Here is a 14547-nt window from a genome sequence, read left to right as displayed (position 1 = left end):
CAGCGATACGGATTCATTGATTTTATTGGGTCAATGATATTTTGAGAGTTCCCCCCCTGCCCAGGATGTCATGAAGGTGTATATAGCCCTTGAGATGGTTTTTCCCGTTTACAACAACGAGGGTGGTGATCTCTTCCAACTGCATGTATTCTATAGTTTGGGCAAGAGAAGCGTTTTCATCAATAGTCTTGGGTGACGGCGTTAGTAAGTCATCGATAGACTTGCCTTTGAAATCCTGACCCTTCCGAACAAGACGTCTCAAATCGCCGTCTGTCAGTATGCCGATTAAGCGATTCTTTCTGTCAGTGATAAGAACGAATCCCCTGTTTCCTCTGTCCAGTTCCTCTATTGCCTGCATAACGGGTACGCCGGAATAAACTTTAGGTATCTTCGCACCTGTTATCATGACATCTCTTACCATGGCTCTCAGGCGTTGCCCCAGATTCCCTGAGGGATGGAATTTGAAAAAATCTTTTTCGTTGAAGTTTTTTTTCTCAATAAGGACAGCCGCCAAGGCATCTCCCATGGCTAAACACGCTGTGGTACTGGAAGTTGGGGCCAGACCGAAAGGACATGCCTCTTTTTCCACACCAACATCGATCACTATGTCGCTTGATTTTGCAAGCGTTGATGAGAGGTTGCCGGTAAAGGCAATAAGATGTGCGCCAATTCTTCTGATGCTGCCTATGATCATGTTGAGCTCATCGGTTTCTCCACTGTTTGAAATAGCCAACATGACATCATCCTTTGTAACAATGCCTAAATCGCCGTGCATACCTTCCACGGGGTGGAGAAAAAGAGCAGGTGTGCCGGTGCTCGTGAGGGTGGCCACTATTTTTTTCCCGATCAATCCGGATTTGCCAATGCCTGTTACAATGACACGCCCTTTTGATTTATAAATAATTTCAACTGCTTTATCAAAGTTGGCGTCTATTTTATCGATAAGATGCAAAATGCTCTCTGCTTCAATTTTCAGAACCTCTTTTGCCCGCTTTAATGATTGACTTTCTTTCATTTGGTGATGCCTTTCTCCACCGTTGAAAATTTATCTTATCGAAAACTATCAGAAATTGAAATTTATGACAAGATCGATTTTCAATGAGATACTTATGTGCATTTATGTGTTTCATTGACACCTCAATCGCTTTTAATTATAGTCATTAAGGTGTAATATTTTTTATGCCCTTCCATAAATGGGCAGGGCTTTCAACTTTTAAAGGGTAACCTCAGGATTAACAATGGCCGGCTTCAGGATTAAACGAAACTGGATTGCAGGAGGCATTTTTGCGATACTGTTCTTCCTCTTGCTTGCGTTTCGGCTTGATATTTTTCATTGGGGGCAGTCCTCAGTCTCGCAGTCAAAAGATGCAATAGTTCCCGGTTTTTCCACTGTTCAGACGTTTCCGGATAAAGAAACATGGATGAACATTTCCCAAAATGGACGCAAAATAGGGTATGCCCACAGGCGCTTTTCCAGAACCGAGAAAGGAGGGTATCATTCTGTTGAGTCTGTTTTTATGCAGATTAATACCATGGGAGTTGTGCAGGGGCTGACATTCAAGACGGACGGGTATCTGAACCCCGATATGACCCTGTCTTCTTTTAATTTTGACCTCCGTTCGAGCCTCTTTCGTTTCAAGGCGCATGGGGATGTCAGTGGTAAGCAGATTACGCTTTATACAGAAATGCCCGGTTCCGAGAAAAAAACCGTCCTTACACTTAAGGAAGTGCCGCATCTTGCAAACGGTATGCTTGAGTCCGCCGGCATTGCAGGAATGCAAGCGGGAGAGAGCAGGAGTTTCCATGTTTTTGATCCGGCAGTTATGGGTCAGAGACCCGTAAAAGTGACCGTGCTGAATGATGATGTTGTTACGATTATGGGTCAACGTCGAAAAGCACGAAAGATGTCCGTTGACTTCATGGGAGCTAAACAGTACGCCTGGGTTGGAGAGGATGGCGATATTTTGAAAGAACAGGGTATTTTAGGAATCACTCTTGAACAGGTTCCAAAACATGAAGCGGTAGGAATGTTTACCCTCACGGGGAGTGCCGACCTGACGGAAATTGCCTCCGTACCGTCAAATGTGGTCATTGCTGATCCCAGCGCACTGGCATCGCTTAAGGTGAAGATAGCAAATGTGGAGAAGAATAACCTCAGATTAAACGGGGGCAGACAGACTTTTAAAAAAGATATACTGGTGGTTCAGAAGGAAACAATTCCAACCCGTCCCCTTCGGGAAATAAATATGACCGGTAAAGAGGCCTTTCTCAAACCGAGTCCATTTATTCAATCCGACCACCCGAAGATCGTAAGCAAGGTACAGGAAATTATTTCTCCTGATGATCCTCTCGATGTTAAGGCATCAAAGCTTGTAGCGTGGGTGTATAAAAACGTGGAGAAAAGGCCTGTGCTATCAGTTCCCAACGCCCTTGAAACCATGAATAACCTGATTGGCGATTGTAATGAACATGCGGTTTTGCTGGCGGCCCTCGCTCGTGCCGCGGGTATTCCGGCGCAGGTTGAAGCAGGCCTTGTCTACCAGAGGGGAAGATTTTACTATCATGCCTGGAATGTACTTTTTATCGGAACATGGGTTACGGCGGATGCGGTCATGGGTCAGATGCCGGCGGATGTTACCCATATTCGCTTTGTTCGGGGGGAGGCGGATCAGCAGATCGATTTGATTGGTGTTATTGGGAAGGTGCGGCTAAAGGTTCTCGAGAAGACACGATGATAACGTCCTCAAATATTTCATATCCTCCCCCTTTATCAAAGGGGGATTGAGGGGGATTTTTCAACATGAATTTCTTATGTCAATGACATTCACTAAATTGGTACAATGATAGAATTAAAAAACCTGACAAAACGCTATGGAAAAACTCTGGCTGTAAACTGCCTGAATCTCTCCGTATCCAAAGGTGAAATATTTGGATTCATCGGTCCTAACGGTGCGGGAAAAACAACCACAATCCGTATGATGGGCGGCGTCCTCGCACCCACAGGAGGTTCAGTTATTATCGATGGGATCAACATGGCCGATGATCCTGAAAGTGTTAAAAGAAGGATCGGTTTCATACCGGACAGGCCCTTTCTCTATGAAAAGCTGACGGGTATGGAATTCATGAGATTCTCGGCAGACCTTTACGGTGTTGATGAGCGGATATTTTTGGAAGAGACGCCAACGCTCTTGAAGAAGTTTGCCATTTATGATTGGGCCCATGAACTCATAGAATCATATTCCCACGGTATGAAACAGCGGCTCATTATTTCCGCGGCCCTCCTCCATGATCCAACCGTGATTATTGTGGATGAACCGATGGTAGGTCTCGATCCCGCGGCAATCAAAATGGTTAAGGATATGTTTCGGGAGCTGGCGAATAGGGGGAAAACACTTTTCATGTCAACCCATACCCTGGCGGTTGCGGAAGATATTTGTGACCGCATCGGCATCATTCACAGAGGATCACTCATTGCAACGGGCACCGTGGGTGATCTGCGGCGCGATGCCGGGGGGGAGGGGGCGGATCTGGAAGAAGTCTTTTTGATACTTACCGAGGAACAGACGGTCCCATAAAAAACAGAGAAGAATAAGAGCCATACCTGTTTTTCACATTTTTTGCTATCAAACCACTTATAAGCTGCCCTTTTTTTCTTCAATATAATTTACAATGTATTGAACGAATTCCTCAATATCGTGTAAGTTGGTCTGGATAATGTTGTAGAGTTCTTCCTTGTTGATCTCAAAGTATAGATGAACAAGTCTGTTTCTAAACTTGACCATAGGAATCAATTTCTCGGCAAAAACATACGGAAGGACGCCTTCTTTTCCAAGAATAATAAAAATATCCTTGTATTCTCTGGGCCGTTCCAGCCCGCATCGTGAAATAATGTGATTTCCTACATCAAGACACGCCTCGATGGATATTTGAAGAAGCCTCTCTGCGCTGCTGACCGCTTTAAAATCCGAAACAAATTCCTTCGGAGACAGTTTAACTAACTCCTTGAGGTGTTTTACATATTCACGTACTCTCGACAATCTATCAAGAACGAGTTCTCTGTTAACCAAATGCCGTTCCTTCTTTTATCTGTCTTACAAATTCCCTATCATATTCATCCAACACAGGTTTGAAATCCATATACCTGTCAATAACCGTCTCTTCGTAGGACAATCGTGCCTCTTCATCTTTCGCATAAAGAACCTTTGAGTCTGTAATGACCCCATACTGAATGGTTAAGGGGGCCTTGTTCAGCACAACAAAACTTACGTCATCCGTATGAAGGAGTTCATTCGCCTTGCCTAGATAAAAAAGCTCTTTTTTATTGTACACGTCCCTTCCCAATCCTTGCGGTAACAAGACGGCAATATCAATATCGCTCAAAGGTCCATGTGTCCCGGACGCCCTTGAACCAAAAATATACAGGCCAATAATATCATCCTGCCTCTTGCAAAATTCAATAAAAGCCGGAAGATATTTTTCCGGTTCTATCGGTTTTTGGCTGAATTTGAGCATCCTATTCTCCGATAAAATAAATTTTCTTTATATTATTAGCATCATATTCTACGGCTGTCCAGCGGGAACAATACGGAACATATCGTCTTGCCGGACGGGTTCTGATACTAAGTTGCATTCATGTCATTGCGAGTATGTAATATTAATAGGGTGCTAGATGATAACAACCGTTCAGTTAAGAAATGTAAAGATTTCCGACGGTGCTGCGGAAGGGGTTTCTTGCAAACCTTTGCACTTGATATTCATACGCGAAAAAGATAGAAAGTATTTTAAAGGATTTGTATAACTTTGGCGATTTTAAAATCCCTCCCAACCTCCCTTTACAAAAGGGAGGAGCATGATGGTTTCCCCCTTTGAAAAAGGGGGATTAAGGGGGATTTTACAGATCGGAACAAATTCCCCCGACCCCCTTTTTAAAGGGGGTGAGTAAGAGATAAATCTATTTTCAGTCTAAATTCCATGAAAGATATTCTCACCCTGTTAAAACCCCGCTTCTGGTCTTTTAAGAACGGAAATTCTTCAAAAGATGCGGAGAACCGCACGATAAAGGGATTACTTTTTGGTGCGGTCGGTCTGATATTCTGGGCGGGTATCTTTGTTATCTTTTATCGTGTTCTGGTCTACTTCCAGGGTGTTGAAGGTTTCGGCGATATTCTTGCACGTAAGCTCATGTCCATGGTAATTTTAACCCTGTTCTCGCTGCTCATCTTCAGCAGTATAATCACATCTCTCACAAAGCTGTATCTCAGCAAAGATCTGATTCTTGTTCACTCCATGCCGGTATCCACGGCAAAGATATTTCTTGCACGGTGGTTTGAGAGCACGATCGATAGTTCATGGATGGTAATAGTATACAGCCTGCCGGTGTTTTTATCCTACGGCATTGTATATAAAGCAGGATTGTTCTTTTATACTACAGTGGTCTTGGCAATTCTGCCGCTCTGTTTTATTGCGTCGGGCATAAGCGCACTTGCTGTAGTCCTCATTGCTTTTTTTCTGCCGGCGGGCCGTCTCAGGACAGTGTTTGTTTTCCTCGGTTTCGCCCTGTTTTTGATTCTGATTTTGGCATTTCGTTTGATGAGACCGGAGCGGCTGGTCAACCCCGATACATTTGCGTCTCTCATTCTCTATTTCAAATCGCTTGAGACACCAGGGTCGCCTCTTCTTCCCACGACGTGGATTTTCGATAGCATACACGCCGCCCTGACAGGGTTAACGAGCAGCACCGTCTTCGATTTGACTCTTACCTGGAGTTTTACCGCAACATTGATCTTTATAATAACCTGGGTTTCAGGGTCAGCCTATTTTACGGGCTTTTCAAAGGCACAGACCACGCCTGAGCGCCTGTTTCCGACACGCGGTAAGAGAAGCAGAGGATGGTCGTATTTCCTGAATTTCATGTCCGGTCCTGCGAGGGCCTATACTGTTAAGGAGATAAAGACATTTTTCAGGGATCAGACACAGTGGCCTCAAATATTCCTCATTGTTGCCCTGATTGTCGTATATCTTTATAACTTTTCTGTCTTACCCCTGGACAAGACTCCCATAAAGACCATATACCTTCAGAATATCTTCTCTTTTTTAAATATGGGCCTGGCCACGTTTGTCCTGACTGCCGTTGCGGCGCGCTTTGTCTATCCTGCCGTAAGTATCGAGGGGGAGGCCTTCTGGATCGTCAGATCATCGCCCATTCGGATCCGGACATTTCTCTGGATCAAATTCTTTGTGTACTATATACCGCTCCTTATCCTTGCGGAGATCCTTATCGTTGTCTCTAACATACTTCTCTATGTCACGCCATTTATGATGGTTCTCTCCGTCACGACGGTCTTTTTCATGGTCCCGGGGATTGTCTCCATGGGGGTCGGTTTTGGGGCGGCTTACCCCGATTTCCGATCTGAAAATCCGGCGCAGTCCGTGACAAGCTTCGGGGGTCTCCTCTTTATGATCCTGTGCGCCGGTTTCATAGCGACGGTTATTGTTCTTGAAGCAGGGCCCGTCTATTCGGTCTTTATGGCCGGCTTTCGCGGAGTAAGCCTTACCGCACTTCAGTGGATTTGGCTTGCCGGTTCATTTTCTCTGGTTCTTCTGCTTTGCATCCTTGCGGTCATCCTGCCCATGCGCTGGGGTGAACGGCGCCTGAGCATGACCTAAAATACCGCCCATAAAATAGCATAGAGGAGTGCGGGAAGAAAATTTCCAATCCTGATTTTTGTGAGTTCCAGCAGGTTGGTCCCGATGCCGATGATGAGTATGCCCCCAGAAGCAGTAACTGCATCAAGGAGGGCGGGATTTTGCATAAAGAGAAGTTTTGAAGCCAGGATGGTGATGGAGCCTTGGACAAGAAGCACGGATAATGCCGAAAATGCCACGCCGACACCGAGAGTGGAAGAAAGGGCGACAGAAGCTACCCCGTCAAGCAAGGATTTGATATAGAGGGTATTTGGATCTCCGACCGTACCATCCTGGATAGAGCCGACGATCATCATGGCGCCGGTGAGATAAAGAATTGAGGCCGATACAAAGCCCTTCACAAATGTTGATGAGTTGGATCGGGCATGCACCTTGAGCCATTCTCCTACGTATCCAATGCCCTGTTCGATTTTTATTAATTCCCCGGTAATCGCGCCAAGCAATACACATCCGATCGTGACGATTGGCTCATTACCGGAAAGTGCCATTTTGAGGCCTATGAGTAATACGGAAAGGCCCAGAGCCTGCATGACTATCGTCTTGAGCCTTTCGGGAAGGAATTTCCCGGCAGACATTCCAATGAGACTTCCTGCGAGAATGGCCCCTGTATTAGCAAGTGTTCCGGTCAATAATGAACTCCAAAAATTTGTCCCACTCGGGGATTGGGAGAAAAACCCTCACCTTGAAGCGAAGACTTCAGATCGATCTTTTGCGATGCAAGGATTCGAGGGGACGAGGATTCCAGGATTCGAGAGTAGTGAAGAAACGTCCTCCCTTGACCCTTGACCCTTGCCCCTTGAACCTTATCCCTTGAACCTTGTCCCTTGACCCTTGAACCTTGTCACTTTCCTACCTGCCCGTATATTTTGGTTGCCGCTTTTCAAACATCGCCGACAGCGCCTCCATATGATCCTCGGTGTAGTGGCATAGAGACTGAAACGCAGCCGCTTCCTCCATGATTTGAACAAGCGTTGAATGTTGACCTGTGCGTATGAGCCGTTTCGTCATTCGCAGGGCCTGGGGAGGTTTGGATGCGATGTTTGCGGCTATCTCGTTGGCTTTTGCCGATAGTTGTTCATGCTCAACAACGTAATTTATAAGCCCTACACTCAGGGCGGTATCCGCATCAATGGTAGCACCCGTGAAAATAAGTTCACACGCTTTAGCCATACCTACCGTCCGGGGCAGGGTAAAAGCGCTGCCGTCGCCGGTGACGAGTCCCACATTGAGAAAGGTTTCGCCAAACGTAGCCTTCCGGGAAGCGACCCTTATGTCACACATGAGGGCAAGACCGCATCCTGCGCCGACGGCGGAGCCATTGACGGCGGCAATGGTAGGGATCTCTACATTATAAACCGAAAGGAGAACGTCCTGAAGATTACTTCGGTATTTTTCCATAATCTGGGCGGGGGTTCCCTGGAACATTCCTTTTCTATCCTTCATGTCTTTTACGTTCCCGCCGGAAGAATAGGCAGGGTCGACAGCGGTGACAATGAGCGCCTTAACATCCAGGTCCTCATTGACCTGCGTGCATACAGATTTGATCTCTTCAATAATCTCTCGATGAGTAATGGCATTGCGAATATCCGGCCGGTTAAGGGTCATTGTGGCGATACCTTTATCAATCTGAAACAGGATTTCTTTAAACTCCATCGTACACCTCCATTATTTCTCGTAATGTTGAAAAGTTATTGCCTTTTTACACGTTTTTGAGATGACTCACAACCAAATATTTTATTCTATCGCGATATTAACAAAAGCCCCGGTAAAAATTTGGCTTTTGATACCTCGCCATTTATGCTAATGGAAATGCGGTTCAGAAATTATTTTCTTGGGAAAAAATGGTGACAAAGTAATGAAGGCGGTGTTCCTTTCCGATGCCCATTTGAAAAATGAGGATGATGATAGCTATCGTTATATGGTGCGATTTTTAGATTTTCCCAAGGATCATGTTGATGATTTATTCATCCTGGGGGATTTTTTTGATTTCTGGTTCTGCCGTGAAAGTCATATCTATCCGGAGTTTAAGGCTGTGATTGAAAAGCTTGCGGATCTTAAGCAGAGGGGAATTCGTATCCACATCTGTGAGGGGAACCATGATTTTTTTCTTGGAGATTATTTTACGAAAACTCACGGTATGTCGGTTATTACCGAATGGACTAATATCACTCTTGATGGTCAGAACATCCTCATCTCCCACGGGGATACTGTAGACAGGACAAACACGAGATACCTTTTTTTAAGAAAGCTCTTAAGGAGCAGACTATTTTACAAGCTCCAAGGGTGGATTCCCCCATTTATTCTCTGGGAAATTGCCCGGCTAAGTTCCACTGTGAGCAAGGAGCTATCGCCTGATTCCGGAGATTATTTAGCGAAAATAATGGAGTCGTTTTCCATGGAAAAGTTCCAGGACGGTTACGATGCCGTCATTCTCGGGCACTGCCATAAACCATTGTTGAAGGAATATGTAATTGACGGGCGGAGAAAAACTTTTGCGACGCTTGGCGACTGGAGAAAGCACCATTCTTATATTTATTATGAAGACGGCCGCTTTACATTATCCTATTACGACCATTGAGCGCTGCTGTTCCTTGCCCCTTGAACCTTTAATTGAAGTATTTCAGAATACGGGTGACGAAATAAAGCATATATGATAACAAGATATAAAGGTTCAAGGAACAAGGTTCAAGGTTGAAAAGGCAAAAATGAACAAATTTTCAGAGGAGTCTTCATGAATTTCGGGGGAGTTGATCCTGCATTTCCAACGTATGAAGAGGCGACATTCGTCGTTGTGCCCATTCCTTATGACCTGACGTCAACGTATCAGTCCGGGTCAAGGAGGGGGCCGCACGCCATACTTGATGCCTCCAGTCATATGGAGCTTTACGATGAAGAGCTCTGCAAAGAGACGTATCTTGCCGGCATCTATACGCTGCCTTTCCTCGATTCTGATGCGCGGGGGCCGGGTGAGATGGCGAATGTTATACATAATGCAATCGCTGAAGTCCTTTCGTTCGATAAAATTCCGGTTATTCTCGGCGGGGAGCATAGTGTATCATTTGGTGTCGTTCAGGCGATGAAAGAGAAATATCCTGATATATCGGTGCTTCAACTTGATGCCCATGCAGATCTGAGGGATTATTATCAATGCAGTCCTTATAGCCATGCATCAGTCGGCCGTCGCATATCTGAGTTATGTCCTCTCGTTCAGGCGGGTATCAGGAGCATGAGTGCGGAAGAAGCCGTTTTTATGAATGAAGGCAAGGTAAAGACATTTTCAGCGGATTATATCCTTGAAGAACATAATTGGTGGCAAACAATTTGCGAAAAACTAAGCGGTGATGTCTATATCACGATTGACCTTGATGTTCTTGATCCTTCTATTATGCCTGCAACCGGTACCCCTGAGCCGGGCGGCATTTACTGGAAGGATCTTCTCCGTCTTGTAAGGCAGGTGTCAAAGCGATGCAGGGTACGGGGCTTTGATGTTGTTGAGCTTTCACCCATTCCTGGAATGGTTGCCCCTGACTTCCTTTCTGCGAAGTTAGTTTATCGAATAATGGGTTATTTAACCGAAGCAAAGTCGGCGGGGAAAGTGTAGCGCCAATTTCATTTCATTTCGGTGCCTTTGCGGGTACAGGCGCACAGTATTAGGACAGGCGGGACGTCTGTCCCACCTGTTAGTAGGTTGGGCGTCTCGCCCGACTTATTTCGAGGTGAATAAAAAAACACAGGAAGTGAGGATATGTTGCTTGACTACCTGCATAATTCATATGGCTATGTAATTCCGCCCATTCTCGGTTTTTTTATCCTCATCTTTCTCGCCTTGATTTCTCTTCTCAGAGGCAGGAAAAACCCCACAAACATTTTATTTGCGATAATCTGTCTTATCGGTGCATTAATTAACGCCGATGTTGTCCTGGTAGCTGCAATTCCGGATAAAACCCTGGCTCTTACCGTTGACAGGGTACTCCATTTTTTCTTTGTCTTCACGTTGCCTGTTTATATCCAGTTTATTCATTCATTCCTCGGAATTTTGGGTCGAAAATGGCTTGTGTTTGCAGCCCTTCTGATTAGCCTAATTTTTGCCTGCTTTGTCCCTTCAGATCTTTTTATCAGTGGTGTTCAATACCATGATTTTGGGGCCATCGCCAAAGCAGGCCCGGCCTACTATGCCTTTTCATTGGTTGCCGGTTTAATGGTATTTTATAGTCTCTTTTCGTTGTTTGCGGGTATGAAGAAGGCTCACGATAATCAGCAGAAAAACAGGATAAAGTATATCTTCGGCGGCGTAGGTCTTGCCGCATTGCTCATTGCATCGAATATACTCACAATATGCGGTCTTAACCTATATCCCATGGGAAATCTCAGCTTTGCTCCGGCAATCTTTCTGGCTTATGGAGTCCTGAAATATGATCTCCTCGATATGGGCGCCCTGATCAGAAAGGGGACAATATACTTTATTCTGACAGGTATTCTTACCGCTTTCTACATATCGATCATTTACCTCTTTAATACCCTTTTTATAACGTCCGGCTTTGACGAATACCTGCTCTTGCCGCTGGTTTTGGCAGTGCTGATAGTCCTTTTGTTCAATCCGCTCCGGGCGAAGGTACAGACTTTGATTGATACTCTTTTTTTCAGGGGCAAGTATAATTATCAAAAGCTTCTGAGAGAGATAAGCGGAGCGATGGCCTCTCTTTTAAAGTTTAATCAGATAAAGGATCTTCTGCTTAAGTCGATTTCAAATGCCTTGCAGGTTACTCATGTTGATCTGATCGTTTATGATGATAATACGGGATATTTTCGGCTTAGCGCAAACGACAGGGATTGTTTAACTGGGGCAGATAAAAATGTATTTAACCAGAGACATCCTATCGTTGCGTTTCTTGAAAAAACAGGAAGACCATTGAACAAATACATTGTTGAAATAAAGACTACTTACCCGGATGAAAAAGATCAGATATTTTCCATATTCGATGGAGTACGTGCATCGCTGATAATACCTATGATTTCTAAAACTAAGTTAATTGGCATGATCGCGCTCGGGCAGAAGAAATCAGGGGAATTGTTCGTTCATGAGGATCTGGAACTATTAACAACCGTTGCAAATCAGAGTGTTACCGCTCTGGAAAATGCTAAATCCTACGAGGAGATCGAAAAGCTGAACCGCGATCTGGAGAAGAAGGTGGAAGAGAGGACGGCAGATCTGCGTCAGGCTCTGGAAGAGAAGGAGAGGACACAGCAGCAGCTTATTCAATCGGAAAGCCTTGCCGCGATCGGTCAGCTGGTTGCCGGTACGGCACATGAGCTGAATAATCCCCTGGCAAGTGCATCAAGTCTCATTCAGACAAGTATGGAATCTGTCGGTGAATGGCAGGTTGGAGATGGGAACAGGGATGAGGTTCTTGACGATTTGATATTTTCATTAAAAGAATTGAAGAGGGCGGGCGATATAGTGAAAAGCTTGCTTGATCTTTCCCGTCAGACCCAGGTGTATGTTGAGCCCGTTGATATTAACGTCGCCATTGATGATGCTTTGAGGGTTTTGCACAACCAGTATAAACATCTTCAGATTGAGGTTGAGAAAAGGTACGATGACGATTTGCCGCTCATGGAGGGCAATTTTGCCAATCTGGGTCAGGTGTTTATCAATGTGATTAAAAATGCCGTTGAGTCACTCCATGAAGGGCAGGGAAAGATTACCCTGGTAACGAGGCATAGGGAAGACACGGGCAGTATTTTCATAGAATGCAGGGACACAGGGAAGGGGATTCCCGATAACCAGATGCAAAACATATTCAAGCCCTTTTTTACAACCAAGCCGGTTGGTAAAGGAACGGGATTGGGTCTTTATATATCCCACGAGATTGTCAAAAGACACGGCGGAAGTATTCATGTGGAAAGCGAAGAGGGTAAAGGTTCTGTCTTTTCGATAGAGCTTCCGTGTAAACAGGGAAAGAAGTGAAAAATACCTTGACAAAGGAGGGGTGTTGGTTTACAAAGCTACCCTCTTTGAGAATCAATATGACGCGGGGTGGAGCAGCCTGGTAGCTCGTTGGGCTCATAACCCAAAGGTCGGTGGTTCAAATCCACCCCCCGCTACCAAAAAATGAGAGGTTAGCCCCATTGGTGCTAACCTTTTTATTTTTACGGTGCATATCCAGTTTTTTACTTCGACTCCAATAAATATGGATGGTCATTGCGAGTGAAACGAAACAATCTTATGAGGGTAAAAATCGCCACAGTCTATTGGGCATTGCTATGACAATACATAAGTATTTTCGATAAATTACCTCGATATGGAGCATGTGATTTTATTGCTTTCAATTCTGATAAAAGTCACTATTATTTTATATGTCGGATTCTCTAACTGAGTGTCGGAATTATTTACAGTTTAATAAAATATTTATTATCAAGTATTTCAAATAGATAGCTAAGATATCAGATTATTTTACTTTTAACTGTCGGACTTCTTTACAATTTTGAATTATATTTAAACATCCGTGTAAGTAAAAGTACTATATAATCATATACTTATCATTATGGTATATAATTTGCTTATATAATGAAGTGAGTATGAGTATCTTTAGCTGAAACAACATTGATAATCTGGTTAAGGGAGATAACCTATGATAACAAAGAAATGGGCACTTTTAGTAGGGTTAGCATTTTTGCTCTATTCAGGAGTCAGTTATGCAGATCCTATAGGGGGATCTTATCCTTGTACAGGTAATAGTTGCGAAGGTGCAATGTATACGCTAAGTTATAGTGGTAGCGCGCTTTCAGATTCGGACCTCTTGCACGAAACTTATCGTATCACGCTCGACATTGATACAAGCACCTACACTGGTGGCGGCACATACCTTGCTGATGTAGCGATTAAGGTCAGTGACTCGATTGATAATGTCTTTCTGTATGCAGCTCCAGGTGGGAAATCAAATTGGAATTTGGAGTTAGTCGGACTTAACAACAGCGGATGTTCTAATGGTGGAAGTGGCTTTGTTTGCACTTACGCTGAGTCCACTTACAATGGTGGAAAAGGTGTCGCTATCACAACCGGTAATGGAGGAGGGACCGTTTATTCGTTTGTTTTTGATATAACAGTGGACAACGGTACGCTGTTCACTGGCGAGGGGGATTCCAGCATCAAAGCCCGTTATGTTGATAACGATGGCAGGAAAAAGGGTGCACTTTTGTCGGAAGACATTACCTTGCAGACTCCGCAAGTGCCCGAACCCACCACCTTGCTGCTCCTTGGCCTCGGGATGATTGGGGTTGCAGGGATTAGCAGAAAATTAAAAAAGTAAATTTGCATCATAGTGTTAAGAGAGGAAGGCAGGGTCGAAAATGGTCCTGCCTTTTTAATGCCTGACTGGCTAAAACTCAACAGGAAAGCATAAAAATTGAGAAGGGTAAGAAGAGATTACCTGAGCACAAAAAAAGTTGTAAAGTATTCCGACAGGTTCGTTCTAAATTCATTTTTATCAGTCAAAACAACTTGAAATATAATCAAATCATCAAATGTAGTAAACCTTAATCCCTGATGCTGTTGGAAACTGAGGTTTGATGAATTCGTAAAAAGTCAAAAACATGTCACTCAGGTCCCCCTTTGCAAAAGGGGGATACAGGGGGATTTTCCACGTGATTATCTAATCCCCCCTACCCCCCTTTAGAAAAGGGGGGACTGGAGTTTGGACATTTGGTTGTCCCCCTCTGGAGGGGGTGCAGGGGGAGGTATGGAAGCTGATAAAAATAATTTATGCAGCTACAACAAACGCTTACAACCTTTTGCCAATAAGCTTCGCAAAGAGATGACCAAGGGAGAGGCATGTTTATGGA

Annotated in this window: 12 protein-coding genes and 1 tRNA gene; 8 read left to right on the top strand and 5 right to left on the bottom strand. The window is 44.5% G+C overall.

The window, feature by feature from the left end; genetic code table 11:
• Positions 1-22 precede the first annotated feature (22 nt).
• Positions 23-1015: a KpsF/GutQ family sugar-phosphate isomerase gene (locus NTW12_08730; GenBank protein ID MCX5846427.1), complete on the bottom strand. Its 993-nt coding sequence runs from the start codon at positions 1013-1015 to the stop codon at positions 23-25.
• A gap of 223 nt (positions 1016-1238) precedes the next feature.
• Between NTW12_08730 and NTW12_08725 the strand changes: the two genes are divergently transcribed.
• Together NTW12_08725 and NTW12_08720 are read left to right on the top strand one after the other, a co-directional pair.
• Positions 1239-2735 carry a transglutaminase-like domain-containing protein gene (locus NTW12_08725; protein MCX5846426.1) on the top strand — a complete coding sequence of 499 codons (1497 nt, stop codon included), beginning with the start codon at positions 1239-1241 and terminating at the stop codon, positions 2733-2735.
• Positions 2736-2840: 105 nt separating this feature from the next.
• A complete protein-coding gene (locus NTW12_08720) occupies positions 2841-3575 on the top strand; it encodes an ABC transporter ATP-binding protein (protein MCX5846425.1) in 735 nt (244 codons plus the stop codon).
• 57 nt (positions 3576-3632) lie between these two features.
• Here the strand turns inward: NTW12_08720 and NTW12_08715 are convergent, their stop codons facing one another.
• Positions 3633-4067 carry a DUF86 domain-containing protein gene (locus tag NTW12_08715; protein ID MCX5846424.1) on the bottom strand — a complete coding sequence of 145 codons (435 nt, stop codon included), beginning with the start codon at positions 4065-4067 and terminating at the stop codon, positions 3633-3635.
• On the bottom strand, positions 4060-4512 hold the full coding sequence (locus NTW12_08710) for a nucleotidyltransferase domain-containing protein (GenBank protein MCX5846423.1): 453 nt from the start codon (positions 4510-4512) through the stop codon (positions 4060-4062). Before NTW12_08710 ends, NTW12_08715 begins: the two co-directional genes overlap by 8 nt.
• A 459-nt stretch (positions 4513-4971) precedes the next feature.
• Between NTW12_08710 and NTW12_08705 the strand changes: the two genes are divergently transcribed.
• On the top strand, positions 4972-6666 hold the full coding sequence (locus tag NTW12_08705; protein ID MCX5846422.1) for a hypothetical protein: 1695 nt from the start codon (positions 4972-4974) through the stop codon (positions 6664-6666).
• Here the strand turns inward: NTW12_08705 and NTW12_08700 are convergent.
• Positions 6663-7334, bottom strand: coding sequence for a DUF554 domain-containing protein (locus tag NTW12_08700; protein ID MCX5846421.1), 672 nt, complete (start codon positions 7332-7334; stop codon positions 6663-6665). The two genes, NTW12_08705 and NTW12_08700, sit on opposite strands and share 4 nt — an antisense overlap.
• 220 nt (positions 7335-7554) lie before the next feature.
• Positions 7555-8358: an enoyl-CoA hydratase-related protein gene (locus tag NTW12_08695; protein MCX5846420.1), complete on the bottom strand. Its 804-nt coding sequence runs from the start codon at positions 8356-8358 to the stop codon at positions 7555-7557.
• Between the two features lie 202 nt (positions 8359-8560).
• On the opposite strand from NTW12_08695, the gene NTW12_08690 reads away from it, so the two are divergent.
• From NTW12_08690 to NTW12_08670, 5 genes are all read left to right on the top strand, one after another.
• Positions 8561-9283, top strand: a complete 723-nt coding sequence (locus NTW12_08690) for a UDP-2,3-diacylglucosamine diphosphatase (GenBank protein MCX5846419.1) — start codon at positions 8561-8563, stop codon at positions 9281-9283.
• Positions 9284-9436: 153 nt separating this feature from the next.
• Complete coding sequence (gene speB / locus NTW12_08685) at positions 9437-10306, top strand: agmatinase (protein ID MCX5846418.1); 870 nt, start codon at positions 9437-9439, stop codon at positions 10304-10306.
• Between the two features lie 144 nt (positions 10307-10450).
• Positions 10451-12673: an ATP-binding protein gene (locus NTW12_08680; GenBank protein MCX5846417.1), complete on the top strand. Its 2223-nt coding sequence runs from the start codon at positions 10451-10453 to the stop codon at positions 12671-12673.
• Positions 12674-12736: 63 nt separating this feature from the next.
• Positions 12737-12813: transfer RNA gene (locus NTW12_08675), tRNA-Met, on the top strand.
• 524 nt (positions 12814-13337) lie between these two features.
• The gene (locus NTW12_08670) at positions 13338-14015 is read left to right on the top strand and encodes a PEP-CTERM sorting domain-containing protein (protein ID MCX5846416.1); all 678 of its coding nucleotides are present in this window, start codon (positions 13338-13340) and stop codon (positions 14013-14015) included.
• Positions 14016-14547: the final 532 nt, after the last annotated feature.

It is taken from the genome of Deltaproteobacteria bacterium, assembly GCA_026388545.1.
In the GTDB taxonomy this organism is placed as follows: Bacteria; Desulfobacterota; Syntrophia; order Syntrophales; family UBA2185; genus JAPLJS01.
Note: the sequence above shows the minus strand (reverse complement) of the source record. Positions and strands in the feature narration are given on the sequence as shown.

Excerpts from the sequence above, each read along its gene's own strand:
- NTW12_08710 (MCX5846423.1), bottom strand. The coding sequence starts at position 4,512 with ATGCTCAAATTCAGCCAAAAACCGATAGAACCGGAAAAATATCTTCCG.
- speB (MCX5846418.1), top strand. The coding sequence starts at position 9,437 with ATGAATTTCGGGGGAGTTGATCCTGCATTTCCAACGTATGAAGAGGCG.
- NTW12_08680 (MCX5846417.1), top strand. The coding sequence starts at position 10,451 with ATGTTGCTTGACTACCTGCATAATTCATATGGCTATGTAATTCCGCCC.
- NTW12_08670 (MCX5846416.1), top strand. The coding sequence starts at position 13,338 with ATGATAACAAAGAAATGGGCACTTTTAGTAGGGTTAGCATTTTTGCTC.
- NTW12_08720 (MCX5846425.1), top strand. The coding sequence starts at position 2,841 with ATGATAGAATTAAAAAACCTGACAAAACGCTATGGAAAAACTCTGGCT.
- NTW12_08730 (MCX5846427.1), bottom strand. The coding sequence starts at position 1,015 with ATGAAAGAAAGTCAATCATTAAAGCGGGCAAAAGAGGTTCTGAAAATT.
- NTW12_08695 (MCX5846420.1), bottom strand. The coding sequence starts at position 8,358 with ATGGAGTTTAAAGAAATCCTGTTTCAGATTGATAAAGGTATCGCCACA.
- NTW12_08705 (MCX5846422.1), top strand. The coding sequence starts at position 4,972 with ATGAAAGATATTCTCACCCTGTTAAAACCCCGCTTCTGGTCTTTTAAG.
- NTW12_08690 (MCX5846419.1), top strand. The coding sequence starts at position 8,561 with ATGAAGGCGGTGTTCCTTTCCGATGCCCATTTGAAAAATGAGGATGAT.
- NTW12_08725 (MCX5846426.1), top strand. The coding sequence starts at position 1,239 with ATGGCCGGCTTCAGGATTAAACGAAACTGGATTGCAGGAGGCATTTTT.